Source organism: Acinetobacter sp. 5862, from assembly GCF_024494585.1.
Classification (GTDB): Bacteria; Pseudomonadota; Gammaproteobacteria; order Pseudomonadales; family Moraxellaceae; genus Acinetobacter.
Genome location: NZ_JANHGP010000052.1, coordinates 22,988 through 42,046, shown reverse-complemented (window position 1 = coordinate 42,046; position 19,059 = coordinate 22,988). Strand labels below are relative to the sequence as shown.

The window sequence follows — 19,059 nt, the reverse complement described above, 5'->3', positions numbered from 1 at the left end:
CCATTAGAGAAATTTGCTCAGCTTGTTGATTATCATAAGACTTTTCAAACTGTCGCACCTCATGTTTGAATTCGCCCCATTTAAAATTAAAAGATCAAAAATAACACCAAAATTATGGAGAAAACTAAAATGCAGACTTTATCTTACGATATTGAAATTAAGGCTTCGAAGCAAAAAGTGTGGGAAATATTATGGCAAAAAGAAAGTTACCAAGCTTGGACCCAATTTTTTCTTGCAACTCGACCATACGATCAGACTAAAAAGTAGGCGGTAAAACCTATTTCTATGATGATAAGGGGGTGGCATGATTTCAACAATCGAACGTTTAGATGAGCCGAATGTGATTATTTTTAAACATATCGGGATGATTCAAGATGGAGAGGAAGATACTGAAAGTGACGATGTAAAATCTTGGGCAGGTGCATTAGAAAAGTACATGTTATTTGATTCTGATGACGTTACTCAACTCTATGTAGAAGTGGATATTCAACCCGAATATATTGAAATGATGAATCAAGGATTTGAAAAAGGGTTAGCTTTGATTAAACAACTCGCTGAGCAATAGAAATCATTTTAAGTACATATTTATTGCAAGATAAAAGTATTATTTTCGCTTTGAAATTGATAAATCTTTGCTTTTTTCACGATTGTGTGACTGAAATGGTGCGAAAATGGGCTTTGATCTGCTATTCTATGCCACTTCAATTTTACTTAAATCGAGGCAGAGATGACGCAACAAAACGCTCAATCGACTTCTGAACAAACACTTTCCGAAAACGATTTAATCGCACAGCGTCATGCCAAGTTAAAGCAAATCCAAGAGACTGCTAAACAAAGCGGTAAAAGTCCTTGGCCGAATACCTTTAAACGTGAGCACTATACAGGTGACTTACAGGAACAATTTAAAGATCAAGATAAAGCACAAATCGAAGGTGCTGAAAAAGTTTATGTAAAAGTCGCGGGTCGTGTCATGTTGAACCGTGGGTCATTTATTGTGATCCAAGATATGACAGGTCGTATCCAACTTTATGTAGATCGTAAAGGTTTGCCAGCAGACGTTTTAGAAACGATTAAAAGCTTAGATCTTGGCGATATTATTGCCGCTGAAGGTTATATCGGACGTTCTGGCAAAGGTGACTTATATGTACACCTTGAAGGATTTGAATTATTAACCAAATCACTTCGTCCGCTTCCAGATAAATTCCACGGTTTAACGGACACAGAAGCGAAATATCGCAAGCGTTATTTAGATTTGATCGTCAACGAAGAAACACGTAAGACTTTTGAAATTCGTGCCAAAGTGGTTGCAGGTATTCGTGCGTTCTTAACCAATGAACGTTTCATGGAAGTTGAAACACCAATGATGCATGTGATCCCGGGTGGTGCATCTGCAAAACCATTCGTAACACATCATAATGCATTGGATATGGAACTCTATTTGCGTATCGCGCCAGAGCTCTATTTAAAGCGCCTTGTAGTGGGTGGTTTTGAGCGTGTGTTTGAAATTAACCGTAACTTCCGTAATGAAGGGGTGTCAACACGTCATAACCCTGAATTTACCATGATCGAGTTTTATCAAGCCTACGCTGATTATAAAGACTTGATGGCATTGACTGAAAACATGCTTGAGAAATTGGCAGTCGACATTTTAGGTTCTACCGATGTGCCTTATGGTGATGAGGTGTATAGCTTCAAAGGTCCATTCAAGAAAATATCAATGTTTGACGCCATTCTTGAGCACAATCCAGACTTTACGCCAGAAAATGTAAATGATCGTGAGTTCTTGGCTAAATTTACTCAAGATGTGTTGAAAGAAAAAGTGAAGCCTGGTTTCGGTTTAGGCAAATTACAAACAATCGTGTTTGAAGAAACTGTTGAAACTAAACTTCGTCAACCAACATTCATTACAGAGTATCCAGCTGAAACCTCACCACTCGCTCGTCGTAATGATGATAATCCACACATTACCGATCGTTTTGAGTTCTTTATTGGTGGTCGTGAGTTAGCCAATGGTTTCTCTGAGTTAAACGATCCGATCGATCAAGCGGAACGTTTCCAAGCACAGGTTGAAGAAAAAGATGCTGGTGATGATGAAGCGATGCATTATGATGCAGACTTCATTGAAGCATTAGAATATGGTTTGCCACCTACAGCAGGTGAAGGAATTGGTATTGATCGTTTGGTTATGCTATTTGCCAATGCACCAAGTATTCGTGATGTATTGTTATTCCCACACATGCGCCGTAAAGATTAATTACTCACTTATTATTAATAAAAGGCCACTTTAAAAGTGGCTTTTTATTTTGTTGGTTAAGAAATGTAATTGTTTGGTTTGATGATTGAAAAAAAAGCATAAAAAAACGATGATGTGCTAATGAATAAATTTGAGAACAGTTAAGGTATGTTTGTAAAAAAATCGCTTTATATCGCATTATTTTCGGCTATTTCAGCTGCTACTTTCGCACAAGGGCTTGTATTGAATGATGCAAACTTACGCACTGACTTAAATTGGTTAAATCAGCAAGGTGTTATACAAATCAGTACTTCAACTTGGCCGTTGAGTGGTGATGAAATTCAACGAGCTTTGTCGCAAGCAAAAGTGGCAAATAATACACAGCAAAAAGTCATCAATTCTGTAAAGAGTGCACTTCAAGCCAATAATGAAACCGTAAAAGTTGGTTTGCATGCGGCTACTGATTTAAAAACTATTCCTCAAACATTTGGTGAGAATCAAAAATCACAATATCAAGCAGCTGTTGAATTTAATGCGGGTGGGGAAAGCTGGGATGCAAAACTACGTGTTAATGCGGAAAAAGATCCTTTAATTGATAATGGTCATGATGCCAATGTTGAAGGTTCATATATTGCAGGAAAGCTTTGGAATCAATGGTTAATTGCTGGCCAAATCCCTACTTATTGGGGTCCTGGACATGATGGAAGTTTGATTCGTGGTGATGCTAGTCGTCCTGTTTATGGGGTGACTGTTCAAAGAGCAAATCAAAATGCATTTGAATCAAAATGGTTATCATGGATTGGACCTTGGCAATATCAGGCTTTTGCAGGCCAGTTAGATGATTACAAAGCTGTACCTGATGCTAAATTAATTGGTTTACGTTTAACAGCTCGTCCATTTCCAGCATTAGAAATTGGTGCTTCACGTGCCATTCAATGGGGAGGTGATAGTCGACCTGAAAGTTTAAGCTCACTTTGGGATGCCATTACAGGAACAAAAGACAATGGCGATACTGGTAAAGAAGATCCTTCTAATCAGATTGCAGGATTTGATGGTCGGTTAATTTTACAACCTTTATTGAACGTTCCAGTCAGTTTGTATGGTCAGTTTATTGGTGAAGATGAAGCTGGTGGATTACCTGCAAAATATATGTACCTCGGTGGTGCAGATTTTTCTTCAATTTATAAAGATATGCCATATCAATTATATGCAGAATGGGCTGACACGCGTACCAATGGCGAGGTAAGACGTATTTCTTATGCCCATACTATTTATAAAGACGGCTATTACCAGCACGGTTTCCCATTAGGACATGCAATTGGTGGTGATGGGCAAACATATTCTGTTGGTGGCGATATTCGTTTTGATGTGATGAATCGTCTAAGTGGGCGTGTACTTTATGCCAAAGTGAATGAATCTAACTTGTTAATTAATGAGGCTTTCCCAAAACAAGACACCTTAAAAGGTTTAGATTTAACATGGACACATTATTTAAAGCCAACGATTCCATTGAAAATTAATGGTTGGGTGAGTGACTCTGATCTCAATGGTAATGATGGTGGTATTTCTGTTGGCGTTGAGATTCCATTGGAAAAAAATATGTTCCGTTTCTAGTCTTAACTAAATACATAAGAAGCCGAATTCGGCTTCTTTTTTGTTTAATTTAATTTCATGTTATTTTTAACAGTCCTTCTTCTCTTTCTGAGCTATGCATATCACAATTTTGCATATTGATATGAAAAAACAAGCTAAAGAAGCCGTTCTAAATTATTATAATGGATAAACTTTACTAGATTGCTCATTTGTCCACTAGTAAGAATATCGATATCACGAAAAATTGGAGTTGTTATGATACTCGTTCCTCCACACGGTCTTCCAAGTGGTGGTTTAATACCACTTATAGATTTTATGGGTAACATTGATAAGGGGGGATATGTACATGACTGAAAATAGATTAACTCACCTCAAGCAACTTGAGGCAGAAAGTATTCATATTATTCGTGAAGTTGCAGCTGAATTTGAAAATCCAGTGATGCTTTATTCAATTGGTAAAGATTCAGCAGTCATGTTACATCTTGCCTTGAAAGCATTTTATCCTGCTAAGCTTCCTTTTCCACTCCTGCATGTAGATACAGGCTGGAAGTTTAAAGACATGATCACATTCCGTGACAACATGGCAAAAACTCATGGCTTTGATTTGATCGTACATCAGAACAAAGAAGGTCGTGATGCAGGCATTAACCCGTTTGATCATGGTAGTTCAAAATATACCGACATCATGAAAACTCAGGGTTTAAAACAAGCATTAGATAAATATCAGTTTGATGCTGCGTTTGGTGGTGCACGTCGTGATGAAGAAAAATCACGTGCGAAAGAACGTGTTTATTCATTCCGTGATACGAAGCATCGTTGGGATCCAAAAAACCAACGTCCAGAACTTTGGAATCTTTACAATGGTAAAGTGAACAAAGGTGAGAGTATTCGTGTTTTCCCTTTATCTAACTGGACTGAGTTAGATATTTGGCAATATATTTACTTAGAAAATATTCAACTTGTTCCTCTTTACTTCTCGGCCGTACGCCCAGTTGTAGAGCGTAGCGGTACGTTAATCATGGTCGATGACGAGCGTATGCGTTTAAAGGAAGGTGAAGTTCCTCAAATGAAATCGGTACGTTTCCGTACACTTGGTTGTTACCCATTAACAGGTGCAGTTGAGTCTGAGGCGGATACATTGCCTGAAATTATCCAAGAAATGCTTTTGGCTACCAGTTCAGAGCGTCAGGGTCGTATGATTGACCATGATGAAGCTGGCTCAATGGAAAAGAAAAAGCAGGAAGGTTATTTCTAATTTCCTTAAGCAAGTCCCTCTGTTAAAAGAGGGATTTAGGGAAATTACAAAATTAGATTTCAAATTTTGTGGAGTTTTGAGCAATGTCTCATCAATCAGATCTTATTAGCCAAGATATTTTGGCATATTTAAAACAGCACGAAAATAAAGACCTTTTGCGCTTCTTGACTTGCGGTAACGTCGATGATGGTAAGTCAACGCTAATTGGTCGTTTACTTTATGATTCAAAGTTGATCTATGAAGATCAACTACAAGCAGTAACGCGTGATAGTAAAAAAGTAGGCACAACAGGAGATGCTCCTGACCTTGCTTTACTGGTTGATGGTTTACAAGCTGAACGTGAACAGGGGATTACGATTGATGTAGCTTATCGTTATTTCTCTACAGAAAAGCGTAAGTTCATCATTGCTGATACGCCAGGACATGAGCAATATACGCGTAACATGGCAACAGGTGCATCAACGGCTGATCTTGCGATTATCCTGATTGATGCGCGTTATGGTGTGCAAACGCAAACTCGCCGTCATACTTTTATTGCAAGTTTACTTGGTATTAAAAATATCGTTGTTGCGATCAATAAAATGGACTTGGTTGAGTTCTCAGAATCTCGTTTCAACGAAATTCAAGTTGAATATGATGCATTCTTAAGCCAGCTTGGTGAGCGTCGTCCAGAGAATATTTTATTCGTTCCGATTTCAGCATTGAATGGCGACAACGTTGTTAATCCATCTGCAAGTACGCCTTGGTACAAGGGTCAAACCTTGATGAGCATTCTTGAATCAGTGGAAATCAAGCGTGATTCAAACAAAAAAGAATTCCGTTTCCCCGTTCAGTATGTGAATCGTCCAAATCTTGATTTCCGTGGTTTTGCAGGTACGATTGCGCTGGGTGAAATCAATGTCGGTGATGAGATTGTTGCATTGCCATCAGGTAAAAAATCAACGGTGAAAGAAATTGTCACTTTTGATGGAAACCTTGAACAAGCAATTGCAGGTCAAGCGGTTACTTTAACGTTAAATGATGAAATTGATATTTCACGTGGTAATGTTTTAGTTCGTGCAGGTGAACAACCGCTTATTTCGCGTAGTGTTCGTGCATCTGTTGTATGGATGAATGAACATCCACTAGTGAAAGGTAAACTATATAACCTTAAAATCGGTACGCAAACTGTTCCTGCAAAAGTCAGTGCGATCAATTACCGTGTCAACGTAAATACACTTGAACATACTCAAGTTGAAGAGCTTGAGTTAAATGCAATTGCAGATCTTGTAATTGAGTTTGATGCTCCAGTGGTATTTGACCAATATCAAGACAGCCGTTATACGGGTTCATTGATCTTTATTGACCGCTTAAGCAACGTTACTGTTGGTGCGGGGATGATTGAAGCTGCAGTTGAATGGACAACGCATAGCAATCCTGTGACTGCGGAAGATCGTGCGGCTCGTTTAGGTCAGAAACCTGCAGTGATTGGTGTTTCTGCTCAGTTGATTGAACAGGCTCAGGCTTTGGAAAGTTTGTTGATTCAACAAGGTGTGGTTGCGATTGCAAAAGTTGGTTTAACGACTGAGCAAACTGTTTTATTGCGAGAAACAGGTGTAGTGGTGATCACGACAACTGTTGATGGTACAGATACCGATATTAATGCTGAAACAGTTGAAGAAGCAGCTGAAAAAATCGTGGAGTTAGTTCGTCTTTAATAGCTTGGACTGACTTCTAAAAGCCTGCTCATGCAGGCTTTTTTATTTTATAAATTCTAAATTTATATCTTTGAAGGTTTTTGATTCTTCGATTTAATTTAAAATAGTGATAAATATATCGGGCTGATATTTTTTTATTCTGTTTTGAAAGGTCTTTTATGAGACAATAGCTCTTTGAATTATTGTCTAAGGACTCCCATGACTGAGCAAACTCCTGAATATTTAAGCGATATCGAAATTTTAGACATTTTACAGTCTATGAAAAAAGATAAGCTTGATGCAGAAGCGAACGAAATCATCCGTAATGGGGGGAAGGCTGGGCGTCAAGAAGCACACAAGCAAGCCTTGGTTGCACTAAACACCAGTTTTGAAGATAAATTTGTAGAAGCAGTAACACTTGCATTAGGTTTAAATTCTGCACAAGCTAAAAAAATTCGTTATAAAAAAGATCGTATTCGTATTTTAAAAGTGCGAGGTATTGATTATCTTGCGATTGATGGAGCTGAAACAGCTCAAGTTCTGTCTCAGGTTGCTCAAGCAATTGTGCGTGAAGATTCCATAGTGACTCATGATCTGCATAACATCTTTCCATTTTGGAAAGAAGGATGGCCAATGGTTCAGTTTGATAATGCTTATAAAATTTTGGCGGAAGATATTGCCATTCATTATCAAGCTACATTAGATCAATTAATTTCACTATATGGTGGAAATTAAATTTTCTACGAAATCAAATAAATTATTATAAATAACAAGGATGTTAAATTTATGAGTTTGAATATAGAGATGCCACATGAGGCTCTAGACGCTTTAAGAGCAGGTCAGTTGATAGATGCAATCAAAATTACTCGTGAGAAAACAGGTCTTGGGTTGAAAGAATCCAAAGATTTGGTCGAACGATATTTAAAAGAGCATCCACAAGAACAAGCGCTAATTCAGAAACAGTTAGCCCAACGCAGTCATGGCGGAATCCAAATCTTTATTTTGATTTTCATCATATTGGTGATTTTGGTTTGGTTTTTGACCAGATAAATTAAGCCCTTTTAAGGGCTTAATTTTTATGAGTTATTCAGTTGTTGTTGAAGGTGGTTCATTTTCTAAGCTGGGAATAATTTGAGTGACCAGTAATTGATCGATTTTATAATGGTCAATATCAACTACCTCAAACTTAAAACCCGCATATTCTACTGCATCAGCTGGACGTGGAATTTTGCGTAAACGATACATAATGAAACCAGCAATCGTTTCATAATTTTCATTTTCAGGAAATTCTTCAATTTCCAATACATGTTTCACATCTTCAATTGGGGTGCTACCATCAATCAGCCATGAGTGATTATCACGCTTAATAATTTGTTGATCTTCTTCCATTGGTGTGACCCAATCACCCATCACAGTAATCATGATGTCGCTGAGTGTAATCACACCAACCACCAAGGCGTATTCATTAATAACGACCGCAAATTTTTCTTTGGTTGAACGGAAGCGATCTAGTAATTCTGAAAGTGTTAATGTGTCTGGAATAATAAGAACAGTACGGATTGTTGATTCATTCAGCTGAAGGAGGGATTGATTGTTTAAGATACGGACCAAAATATCTTTGGTATCAACATAACCAATGACTTGGTCAATTTGTTCATTACAAACTAAAAACTTGGAGTAGGGATATTCGGCTAATTTTTGGCGAATACTGTTCTCATTTTCTTTTAAAGTGAAATAAACCACATTTTCACGTGTGGTCATACTTGATGGTACTGTGCGTTCTTCGAGTTCAAAAACATTTTCAATGAAGTGGTGTTCTTGTTTTTGTAATACACCAGCTTGAGCTCCTGCATCCATAACCGCAGAAATATCATCAAACGTAATATTGTCATCACGAATGGTATTTACTTTAAATAACCGGAACAATAAGTTTGCAATTGCATTGATTCCCCAAGCTAAAGGCTTACAAATCTTGATAAAAACTTGAATCGGCTCAATAACGCGAATAGAAATTTTTTCTGGGGCGATCATTGCCAAACGTTTTGGCATTAGATCCGCGAACAAAATAAAAAGGGAAGTTACCAAAGTGAAAGATAAAGCAAAACCAATCGTTTCTAGCCAAGGGCCTACATAAAACTGTTTAAGCATTTCTACAAAAAATGGACGAAAAGCTGCTTCACCTAAAATACCGCCTAAGATAGCAACAGCATTTAAACCGATTTGTGAGGCTGCAAAAAAGTCCGCAGATTGTTCCTGTAAATCTAAAACTTTTTGTGCTCGAATTTCACCAGATTCAGCCAAAATTTTTAATTTAACTTTTCGTGCGCCAGCAAGTGCAATTTCAGTGAGCGAGAGAAAACCTGCCGCAGTTATGAGCAGAATAATGACAATAATATTTTGGAAGAGACTCACACATCACCTGTGGTTCATCGTTTATTATGAATATGTTGTAACATAAAAAAAGAAGAGAGGTAATTGGGTATTACCTCAGTATAACAATTTTGCTTATGAAACAAGCATATCCGTAGAGGAAATCATATTGTTACAAAGCAATATTTTAGTATTGTGAAAATTGTGAATTATTTAAAAGAAACTCACGATTTTCTTCTTCAATCATTTGGCGTGCAACAAAGAGAATAAGTTGTCTTAACCAACGATGTGCAGGATGATGGTGTAGCAATGGACACCAAGCCATTTTAAGCTCAAATTCTGGAATGTAAAATGGTGGGTCTTTAATAAGAAGACGAGGATTTTGTGCTTGCAAACGTGCCATACGTGTTGGTAATGTTGCAATCAGATCAACATTTTGTGCTAAAAGTGCAGGCATTTGATAGTGGCGAGTAAACACGGAAATTTTACGACGCTGACCAATTCGTTCCAAAGCTTGGTCAATCCAACCGAGTCCTGCTTGTTTGTCTGGATTTACGCCAAAGCCAACACCCATACCTGTTTTAGAAACCCAAATATGTTGAGCATCTAAATAGCTTTTAAGGTTGAGATGGGTTACAGCAGGGTGTTTATCATTTAAAATACAGCTAAAACTATCGCGCCATACCAAAACTTGATGGAAGCTTTGCGGGATTTCATTGAAGCGGTTAATGGCTAGATCAACTTTGCCTTGCTCCATATCTCGATAAGAGACATCACTTGGAGTTAAGAAGTCCAGTACAACATTTGGCGCTTCAGAGCGAAGTGCTTTTACAAGACGCGGTACAAGCGTTGCTTCAGCATAATCGGAAGTCATTATGCGAAAAACGCGCGTACTGGTATAAGGTCTAAATTCGGTACGTGGTTCGAGAATCATCGACAAATCTGATAATGCATCACGAATACGTGGTTGTAATTCGAGTGCACGCTCAGTTGGTGTCATGCCTTCAGAAGAACGAATGAGTAGAGGGTCGTTAAATAAATTACGTAAGCGACGTAAAATATTACTCATTGCGGGTTGAGTGACACCCAGTTGTTCTGCAGCACGTGTGACATTTTTTTCACGAAGAAGTACATCAAGATAAATTAATAAATTGAGATCAACCCGCTCCAGATTCATAAAAAAAATACCGAAAATAAAATTTTTGAATTGTGATGAATTATGACATAACTAAAGCCGTTTGTGTAACTTAAAACGAGATAAAAGGTATAGCAAATAGTTGAATGGTTTGGTCTTATTAAATTTGAATAAGCTTATAACAGATTCATTATCATGAGGAAATGATATTCAATATATAAAACACGATGGCCATTTCTGCATTTATTGGCTTTATTCATTCATATGTTTTGGTATTGGATAGTTGTTTTAAATGTATAGAAATAATACGAGTTAGATTGTTTAATGAATAATTTATGATGAATTTTATTTTTAAAAATATTTATATATCAAAGTCTTGGTTTATTTTTTTGAATATTCTATATCGTTTTATCTGTATATTTCATAAATAAATACTGAAAATTAACCAAGAATATTGGATTAATCTGTTTGCACAGACTAAGCTGTGCAATATGTTGATGAAGTGCTTAAAATCTAGACTATAAAAGCATGGTTTTTTGCGATCATTCGATGCCAATCCCTCTAAAGGAATATATCATGTCTACATATTTAACAGCGATTGATGCAATCCGCGAATTAAAAGCAAAATTCGGCGACACTTGGCGCGATATTAGCCCAGAAGATGCTGCTCGTATGCAAATGCAAAACCGTTTTAAAACTGGTTTAGATATTGCTAAATATACAGCTGCGATTATGCGTCGTGATATGGCTGCTTATGATGCTGACTCTAGCAAATATACTCAATCATTAGGTTGCTGGCACGGTTTCATCGCTCAACAAAAAATGATTGCGAACAAAAAATACTTCGGTACTACTGAACGTCGCTATATCTACCTTTCTGGTTGGATGGTTGCTGCACTTCGTTCAGAATTTGGTCCACTTCCTGACCAATCTATGCACGAAAAAACTTCTGTTCCTGCATTAATCGAAGAAATCTATACTTTCTTACGTCAAGCTGACGCGAAAGAATTAAACGATTTATTCCGTGCTCTTAAAAAAGCTCAAGAAGCTGGTGACACTGCTAAAGCTGCTGAAATCACTGCTCAAATCGATGGCTTCCAAACTCACGTTGTGCCAATTATTGCTGACATTGACGCTGGTTTCGGTAACGAAGAAGCGACTTACTTACTTGCTAAGAAAATGATCGAAGCTGGTGCTTGTGCGCTTCAAATCGAAAACCAAGTATCTGATGCGAAACAATGTGGTCACCAAGCTGGTAAAGTAACTGTTCCGCACGAAGACTTCATCGCTAAAATCCATGCATTACGTTATGCATTCTTAGAAATGGGTCTTGACGACGGTATCATCGTTGCACGTACTGACTCTGAAGGCGCTGACTTGACTCAAAAAATCCCAGTGGTTAAAGAGCCAGGCGACATCGCTTCTCAATACATCAGCTACTTAGACACAACTGAAATCGACATTTCAGAAGCTCAAGAAGACGAAATCCTGATCAAGCGTGATGGTAAACTTCACCGTCCTAAACGTCTTGCTTCTGGTCTATACCAGTTCCGTGAAGGCACTCAAATTGACCGCGTTGTACTTGACTGTGTAACTAGCTTACAGAACGGTGCTGACCTTCTTTGGATCGAAACTGCGACTCCAAACGTTGAAGAAATCGCTCACATGGTTAACCGTGTACGTGAAACAGTTCCAAATGCTAAGCTTGTTTATAACAACTCTCCATCTTTCAACTGGACATTAAACTTCCGTCAACAAGCTTACGACCGTTGGGTTGCTGAAGGTAAAGACGTTTCTGCTTACGACCGTGCTAAATTAATGAGCGCTGAGTACGATGCAACTGAATTAGCTGCTGATGCTGATGAGAAAGTACGTACATTCCAAGCAGATGCTTCTCGTGAAGCGGGTGTATTCCATCACTTGATCACTCTTCCGACTTACCACACTGCTGCTCTTTCTACTCATGAGCTTGCTCAAGGTTACTTCGGTTCTGAAGGTATGTTGGCTTATGTTGCTGGCGTACAACGTAAAGAAATCCGCGGTGGTATCGCTTGTGTTAAACACCAAGCAATGGCTGGTTCTGACATCGGTGATGATCACAAAGAAATCTTCTCTGGTGACAACGCTCTTAAAGCGCACGACGATGCTAAAAACACAATGAACCAATTCGCTGCTCACTAAGCCTCGATTGATTCAAAAAAACCCTGCTTAAGCAGGGTTTTTTATTTTAATCATAAAAAATGCTCGCAACAGCGAGCATTTAAAATTTAAAAAGATTATTCAGCTTCTTTTTTGAGTTGATATTTATCAGCCAAATCACCCGTAATTTCTTTACCATCCATATCTAATGCTTTTAAATAACCCTCAGCAACAAAATATTTACGGCTATCACCAGCTTTATCTAATTCAATAATAGATGAATTTTTGTTATCGAATTGGAAACTACCCTTGCTTTCAAATGGTTTGCCATCACCCTTACCAAGATACGTTTCTTTAATCTCATAAGTTTTATCTGAATTAAGTTCTAGTTCGGTTTTAATACCTTCACAATCTGCACAAGGGAGTATGCCTTTATATGTGCCATTCCAATCTAATGCATTTTCAGTAGTATGTGCAGTATCAGCTACAGTTGCTTCTGATACAGCTTCAGTTGTAGCTGGTGTTTGCTCTTCAACTTTTTTATTTTCAGTTTTACTACAAGCGGCTAATACAAGAGAAGCTAGAGAAATTGCAATAATTGACTTTTTCATTTGGTGTTAAACTCTTTTTTGAAAAATATTGTTATTTAAACTATGGGATTTTAAGAAGAAAGGGTAGTGACAGTATGTAAGGGTTATTTAACCTTTGGTAAATCTATAAATGGCAGAATTTAAATTTATTATTTAACCTACTTATTGCAAAGTATTAAAATTTTAGAAAACAGTAAATTTTAAATATAAAAAAGCCTTTATCGTTAGATAAAGGCTTTTTAAATTTTGGAGCGGGAAACGAGACTCGAACTCGCGACCCCAACCTTGGCAAGGTTATGCTCTACCAACTGAGCTATTCCCGCAATAGGACGCATTATAGAGAGTTTCATCCAACTGTCAACTCTCTATGTTACTGAGTGTTGAATTAATCAGCACGTCGCCAAATTGTGCCTTGGCGAGTATCTTCTAAAACGACACCTTGATCGAGTAAAGACTGACGAATGCTATCGGCTTTTGCAAAATCTTTAGCTTTTTTGGCATCAACACGTTGTTGAATAAAATCTTCAATTTCTACATCAGAGAGATTAAGCGCTTCTTGACCAATATCAGACTTTAAAAAATCTTCAACATCATATTGCACTAGACCAAGAATGTTCGTCAGATAACGTAGCGTTGAATAAAGAACAGTTGCTTGTTCAGCCTGTTCTTCTTTAACCGCACGATTTAATTCTTTATTGATTTCAAATAGTACTGCGATTGCTTCCGCAGTATTAAAATCATCACGCATTGCACTGTTGAAGCGTTCAACAAGATCTTGCGCTAAAGTTGCAACTGTTTTTTGACCATAAACTTGCTGATAAGCTTTAAATGAATGATAAAAACGACTTAGTGTGGTCTTTGCTTCTTTTAATGCAACATCAGAGAAATTGACAGGGCTACGATAATGAGATGAGACAATAAAGTAACGAATCACTTCGGGATGGAATTTTTCCATGACATCGCGAATGGTAAAGAAGTTGCCTAAAGATTTAGACATTTTCTCGCCATCAACATTGATAAAACCAACATGCATCCAATAATTGACATATTGTTCACCTGTTGATGCTTCACTTTGTGCGATTTCATTTTCATGGTGAGGGAACATGAGATCTGAACCACCACCATGAATATCGAAATGATTGCCTAAGCAGCAAGTCGACATTGCAGAGCATTCGATATGCCAACCTGGGCGACCATTGCCCCATGGTGAAGCCCATGCAGGTTCATTTTCTTTGGCATGTTTCCAAAGTACAAAGTCGAATGGGTGTTTCTTGTCTACTTCGACATCGACACGTTCTGATGCTCCTGCTTGCATGTCGTCCAATTTACGACCTGATAAGCGACCATATTTGTCAAATTTAGTCACTTCAAAATAGACATCACCATTGGCAGCGGGGTAGGCAGCGCCTTTATCAACCAGTGTATTGATCATATTTTGCATTTGATCAATATATTCAGTTGCTTTTGGTGCCTCGTCTGGTGCTGCACAGCCTAAATTAGCTGCATCTTCATTCATTGCATCAATAAAACGAGCCGTGAGTTGTTGGATGCTTTCGCCATTTTCATTGGCACGCGCAATAATTTTGTCATCAATATCCGTGATGTTACGAATATAGCGAACTTTCCAGCCTTGGCTGCGTAAGAAGCGGATGATGTAATCAAATGCAACCATAACTCGAGCGTGCCCAATATGACAGTAATCATAAACAGTCATACCACAGATATACATGTCGATTTGACCTTCTTGACGTGGGACAAATTCAACTTTTTTACGTTGCTCAGAATTATATAGAACAAAAGGTTGCATAAGGGTTTTCAAACACTCTACAAAAATCGTGATTCATCATAACGTATGCATTGTATTTCATAAAGTTATCAGGTGAAAAAAATGGAGGAGTGATTGCCTTTATAAATGCCTATTTTTTAGCAATATCGCATATTATGATTTTTTACTCTTGAGTTCATGATGAATAGCAATCTCAGATGTCTCATTCTTGCTTATCAAAGTGCAGTATGTGAGGTTCTAGCTCTTATGCAAGGATCTGGTATAAAGCAACCTATTACAAATATTGAATGGGCATGTATGGATATCCCTCAATTTGATAAATTGATAGAAGGTATTCCATATTTTAAACATGGTTTTGGCTGTAAGGTTAAATTACCTAGATGTGCCGTAGATTTTGATTTTGGAGAACAGGGGCAGATCAATGGTTTTGATTTATGGAGATTGCTTGATTTTGCTGGTTCAAGATTATTTGAATATGGATTTTCTAGCGAAGCTGCTTTAAAGCAATGTTTTGAAGATGAAGTGCAAGCAGGTCGTTTAGTCTATTCAGGGTATATACTTTATTACTTAGTAGATTCTAGCAATTAACATAAGTTCAATCTCTCTTCATTTTTGATGAAAACTACTACATTTAGAAACGTGCATATTTTTCAATTATGCTAGAATCAGTATCATTCTTTTGATTAAAATCATCTGCCTTCAGGTGGATAGCGTATTATTCTGGGGTCAAACTCATATGTCACAAGCCATAAATTTTCAAAAAAGCGCATTAGAGACCCTGCGAATTGAGCAACAAGCCTTAGAAGTTCTTGCAACACAAATTAATGAAAGTTTTGATCGTGCCTGTGAAATTCTTTTGCAGTGTAAAGGGCGTGTTGTTGTGACGGGTATGGGCAAATCAGGTCATATCGGTCGAAAAATGGCAGCCACACTTGCATCAACTGGGACACCATCATTTTTTATGCACCCAGGTGAAGCGGGGCATGGTGATTTGGGTATGTTGGTTCGAGGTGATGTATTAATCGCGATTTCAAATTCAGGCAAAAGTGATGAAATCATGATGCTCATGCCGTTAATCAAACATCTAGGTGTACCATTAATTACTATCAGTCGTGATGATAAAGGACCAATGCCACAGAATGCGGATGTTGCACTGACATTAGGTGAGGCAGATGAGGCTTGTCCTCTAGGTTTAGCACCAACATCTAGTACGACTGCAACACTTGTTTTAGGCGATGCATTAGCCGTCGCATTGTTGGAAGCGCGTGGTTTTACCGCAGATGATTTTGCTCGTTCCCATCCTGCGGGAGCATTAGGTAAACGCTTACTTTTGCATGTAAAACATTTGATGCATACAGGGACTGAATTACCCAAAGTTAAACCTGATACACCGATGAATAAGGTGCTCTATGAAATCTCAGATAAACGTTTGGGTCTTACCACGGTTGTTGATGAGAACGATATTTTATTAGGTATTTTTACTGATGGTGATTTACGCCGAATGATTGATCAGCAGCAAGGTTTTGATGTAAATCTCCCAGTTGCTGAAGTTATGACCAAAAATCCACTCACTATTTCTCAAGAAGCCCGTGCGGTGGAAGCATTGGAAAAAATGCATGAGAGAAAGATTAATCAATTTGTAGTTGTTGATCATGCCAATAAAGTGATTGGTGTGATTAGTATGCATGACCTTATTCAGGCAGGAGTAAATTAAGCCATGGCATCTTATGCTTTACAAGAACAAGCACGTCATTTACAAGCATTAGTGCTTGATGTGGATGGAATCTTAAGCGATGGCTTTGTAACCCTAACAAACTCAGGTGATGAACTTAAATCATTTGATATTCGTGATGGGTTAGGTATGAAATTGGTTCAACAAGCAGGAATGAAAGTGATTATTATCACTGGACGTAAGAGCAATATTGTTGAAAAAAGAATGACAGATTTAGGTGTTGATCTTATTTTTCAAGGGCGAGAAGATAAGGGTGTGGCATTACGTGAAGCTTGTGCTCAGTTAAATATTTTACCTGAAGATTGTTTATATATGGGCGATGACTGGCCTGATTTATCTGCATTTGCGATTGCTGGCATGAGTATTACTGTTCCCAATGGTCATGAGGAAGTTCGTCGTCGTGCAAGTTTAGTCACTCAAGCGATGGGTGGACGTGGCGCAGTTCGAGAAGTATGCGATATGCTCTTATGTTCAAAAGGCGTTTACCAAGAGCTACTTGCAAAATATTTAGCTGTACCACATTAATAGTAGCGTGAATTACCCAAAGGTCAGGTAACTCTGTTTATGGATACCAAGGTTTTATATGTTGTCGCTGTTTTGATTGCTGCTTTAAGTGGTGGCTATTATTATTACAGCGGCAAAGCAAAAAAGTTGGATGTTGATTCAGCGAAAAATATGACTTATTCAGCGCAGGGTGTTCACTTAACACAGACTGATGAGCAGGGTAATTTATACATTCGGGCTGAGGTGAAACAGTTGCAGCAAAATATGCAGCAGAAAACATCCCAACTTGATCAATTAAATGCCGTGATGTACAAGCAGGGTAAGGCTGATGCAACGTTTTATGCAAAACAAGCACAAGCCTATGACGATAATACAAAGATCATATTACAAGGCAATGTCGTTGCAACTAAATTGTCTGATCAGGGGAAAATGGAGTTTCATACTAATGAACTCACAGGATATCCAAAAACCAGAGAATTAGAGACAAAACACTCAGTCACTGTACAAACGCCAAGTTCTGAGTTTGTTAGTCAAGGTCTAAAGGCAAATTTGAATAATGGTCAATATGAATTCTACAAAATTCGAGGAAAGTATGCGCCAAGCTTTTAATTCTAAATTTCGTTTCACTTTCCTAAAACAGGTCACTTGTATTGCCGCTGTAGTATTTTCTTCGGCTTCAAGTTTTGCTTTGCCATCAGACCGTAGCCAACAGTTATCATTGGTTGCTGATCGTGCAACCTATAATGATAAAACGGGTGTAACAACCTATACGGGTAACGTAGTGATCGAGCAAGGCACGATGAAGCTTCAGGCTGATTCTATTATTGCGACATTGAATAGCAAAAAAGAAATACAAACGATTACAGCTAAAGGTCAGTTGGCAAAATTTCAGCAGCAAATAGATGCTAAAAAAGGTTTAGCGCGTGGTGAAGCGCAGACCATTGTTTATAATGCCGATACAGGAATTATTACTTTGACTGGTAAGGCTTATCTGTATCAAGATGGTTCTAGTATTCGTGGTAATAGTCTGAAATATAGTATGAATAAAGGTGATGTAGAGGCACAAGGTTCTTCATCAAATCGAGTTCAAATTATTATTCCGCCATCAAGTTCTAAAAGTTCTCCAGGGGCGCGTGATTAATGGATCAATCAGTACAGCAATCACAAACTTTATGTATTAAACACCTAGCTAAAAACTATAGTAAACGGTGGGTGGTAAAAGACGTTTCATTTACGATGCAAAGCGGTCAAATTGTCGGTTTACTTGGACCAAATGGTGCAGGTAAAACCACAAGTTTCTATATGGTTGTCGGACTTGTTCGGATGGATAAGGGTGAAATCCATTTAGATAATTTAGATTTATCTGATCTAGCGATGCATGAGCGGGCACGTAAAGGTATTGGATACTTACCACAGGAAGCATCAATTTTTAGAAAGCTCACAATTTCCGAAAATATCATGGCAATTTTGGAAACGCGTAAAGATCTAAATAAACAGCAAAGACAGCAACGTTTAACTGAATTATTGAATGATTTTAAAATTAATCATATTAAAGACTCGTTAGGAATGAGTGTATCTGGTGGTGAACGTCGTCGTGCTGAAATTGCTCGTGCGTTGGCAGCTGATCCCAAATTTATGCTATTAGATGAACCATTTGCAGGCGTCGATCCAATTTCTGTAGGTGATATTAAAGATATTATCCAGACATTAAAGAGTCGAGGAATTGGTGTTTTAATCACTGATCATAATGTAAGAGAAACCTTAGCAATTTGTGAAAAAGCTTATATTGTCAGTGAGGGTTCTGTGATAGCAGAAGGAACTCCGCAAGAAATTTTAGATAATGAGCAAGTACGTAAAGTGTATCTAGGTGATGACTTTGTTGTTTGAATCAAATTCAATCAAGAGATGAGAGAACCATTTATTGGTTCTTTTTTTATCTAAAATTATTATGAATAATAAATAGATACGTGATTAATGCATTTAAAACTAAAAGGTTTTAATTTTTAGATGATTGATTTTTAATTAATTTTTACTTTTATTTTATGC

General features: G+C 37.7%; 17 protein-coding genes, 1 tRNA gene and 1 pseudogene. 14 read left to right on the top strand and 5 right to left on the bottom strand.

Annotation, left to right across the window (positions count from 1 at the left end):
* Positions 1-129: 129 nt before the first annotated feature.
* The 7 genes and pseudogenes from NO346_RS09495 to NO346_RS09465 all read left to right on the top strand — a co-directional run bounded on the left by NO346_RS09495 (position 130) and on the right by NO346_RS09465 (position 7,807).
* Positions 130-565, top strand: a pseudogene (locus NO346_RS09495) (SRPBCC domain-containing protein).
* Between the two features lie 162 nt (positions 566-727).
* Complete coding sequence (gene lysS, locus NO346_RS09490) at positions 728-2,254, top strand: lysine--tRNA ligase (RefSeq protein WP_087543896.1); 1,527 nt, start codon at positions 728-730, stop codon at positions 2,252-2,254.
* Positions 2,255-2,401: 147 nt separating this feature from the next.
* Positions 2,402-3,847: a capsule assembly Wzi family protein gene (locus NO346_RS09485; RefSeq protein ID WP_256415023.1), complete on the top strand. Its 1,446-nt coding sequence runs from the start codon at positions 2,402-2,404 to the stop codon at positions 3,845-3,847.
* Between the two features lie 325 nt (positions 3,848-4,172).
* Positions 4,173-5,081, top strand: coding sequence for a sulfate adenylyltransferase subunit CysD (gene cysD / locus NO346_RS09480; protein WP_004663051.1), 909 nt, complete (start codon positions 4,173-4,175; stop codon positions 5,079-5,081).
* 83 nt (positions 5,082-5,164) lie between these two features.
* Entirely contained in the window at positions 5,165-6,778 is a 1,614-nt protein-coding gene (gene cysN / locus NO346_RS09475) for a sulfate adenylyltransferase subunit CysN (RefSeq protein ID WP_256415022.1), read from the top strand.
* A gap of 198 nt (positions 6,779-6,976) precedes the next feature.
* Positions 6,977-7,492: a hypothetical protein gene (locus NO346_RS09470; protein WP_256415021.1), complete on the top strand. Its 516-nt coding sequence runs from the start codon at positions 6,977-6,979 to the stop codon at positions 7,490-7,492.
* A gap of 51 nt (positions 7,493-7,543) precedes the next feature.
* Positions 7,544-7,807 (top strand): ribosomal protein L7/L12, encoded by a 264-nt coding sequence (locus tag NO346_RS09465; protein WP_256415020.1) that lies wholly within the window; start codon positions 7,544-7,546, stop codon positions 7,805-7,807.
* A gap of 33 nt (positions 7,808-7,840) precedes the next feature.
* On the opposite strand, the gene NO346_RS09460 is transcribed toward NO346_RS09465, so the two are convergent.
* The gene (locus NO346_RS09460; RefSeq protein ID WP_005157561.1) at positions 7,841-9,169 is read right to left on the bottom strand and encodes a hemolysin family protein; all 1,329 of its coding nucleotides are present in this window, start codon (positions 9,167-9,169) and stop codon (positions 7,841-7,843) included.
* Positions 9,170-9,314: 145 nt separating this feature from the next.
* On the bottom strand, positions 9,315-10,304 hold the full coding sequence (locus NO346_RS09455) for a LysR family transcriptional regulator (protein WP_004663040.1): 990 nt from the start codon (positions 10,302-10,304) through the stop codon (positions 9,315-9,317).
* 534 nt (positions 10,305-10,838) lie between these two features.
* Here NO346_RS09455 and NO346_RS09450 point away from each other — a divergent pair.
* On the top strand, positions 10,839-12,443 hold the full coding sequence (locus tag NO346_RS09450; RefSeq protein WP_087546758.1) for an isocitrate lyase: 1,605 nt from the start codon (positions 10,839-10,841) through the stop codon (positions 12,441-12,443).
* 95 nt (positions 12,444-12,538) lie between these two features.
* Here the strand turns inward: NO346_RS09450 and NO346_RS09445 are convergent, their stop codons facing one another.
* The 3 genes from NO346_RS09445 to cysS form a co-directional block, all read right to left on the bottom strand.
* A complete protein-coding gene (locus NO346_RS09445) occupies positions 12,539-13,012 on the bottom strand; it encodes a copper resistance protein NlpE (protein ID WP_256415019.1) in 474 nt (157 codons plus the stop codon).
* A gap of 226 nt (positions 13,013-13,238) precedes the next feature.
* Positions 13,239-13,314 (bottom strand) — tRNA-Gly (locus tag NO346_RS09440).
* 62 nt (positions 13,315-13,376) lie between these two features.
* A complete protein-coding gene (gene cysS, locus NO346_RS09435) occupies positions 13,377-14,798 on the bottom strand; it encodes a cysteine--tRNA ligase (RefSeq protein ID WP_256415018.1) in 1,422 nt (473 codons plus the stop codon).
* A 156-nt stretch (positions 14,799-14,954) separates the two neighbouring features.
* On the opposite strand from cysS, the gene NO346_RS09430 reads away from it, so the two are divergent.
* From NO346_RS09430 to lptB, 6 genes are all read left to right on the top strand, one after another.
* The gene (locus NO346_RS09430; protein WP_371924547.1) at positions 14,955-15,365 is read left to right on the top strand and encodes a hypothetical protein; all 411 of its coding nucleotides are present in this window, start codon (positions 14,955-14,957) and stop codon (positions 15,363-15,365) included.
* 148 nt (positions 15,366-15,513) lie between these two features.
* A complete protein-coding gene (locus NO346_RS09425; protein ID WP_256415016.1) occupies positions 15,514-16,491 on the top strand; it encodes an SIS domain-containing protein in 978 nt (325 codons plus the stop codon).
* A 3-nt stretch (positions 16,492-16,494) separates the two neighbouring features.
* Positions 16,495-17,034, top strand: coding sequence for an HAD family hydrolase (locus NO346_RS09420; protein WP_256415015.1), 540 nt, complete (start codon positions 16,495-16,497; stop codon positions 17,032-17,034).
* A gap of 39 nt (positions 17,035-17,073) precedes the next feature.
* Complete coding sequence (gene lptC, locus NO346_RS09415; RefSeq protein ID WP_256415014.1) at positions 17,074-17,622, top strand: LPS export ABC transporter periplasmic protein LptC; 549 nt, start codon at positions 17,074-17,076, stop codon at positions 17,620-17,622.
* Positions 17,606-18,154 carry a lipopolysaccharide transport periplasmic protein LptA gene (gene lptA, locus NO346_RS09410; protein WP_005157541.1) on the top strand — a complete coding sequence of 183 codons (549 nt, stop codon included), beginning with the start codon at positions 17,606-17,608 and terminating at the stop codon, positions 18,152-18,154. The genes lptC and lptA overlap by 17 nt, the downstream gene beginning before the upstream one ends.
* Positions 18,154-18,900: an LPS export ABC transporter ATP-binding protein gene (gene lptB / locus NO346_RS09405; protein ID WP_004663024.1), complete on the top strand. Its 747-nt coding sequence runs from the start codon at positions 18,154-18,156 to the stop codon at positions 18,898-18,900. The genes lptA and lptB overlap by 1 nt, the downstream gene beginning before the upstream one ends.
* Positions 18,901-19,059: the final 159 nt, after the last annotated feature.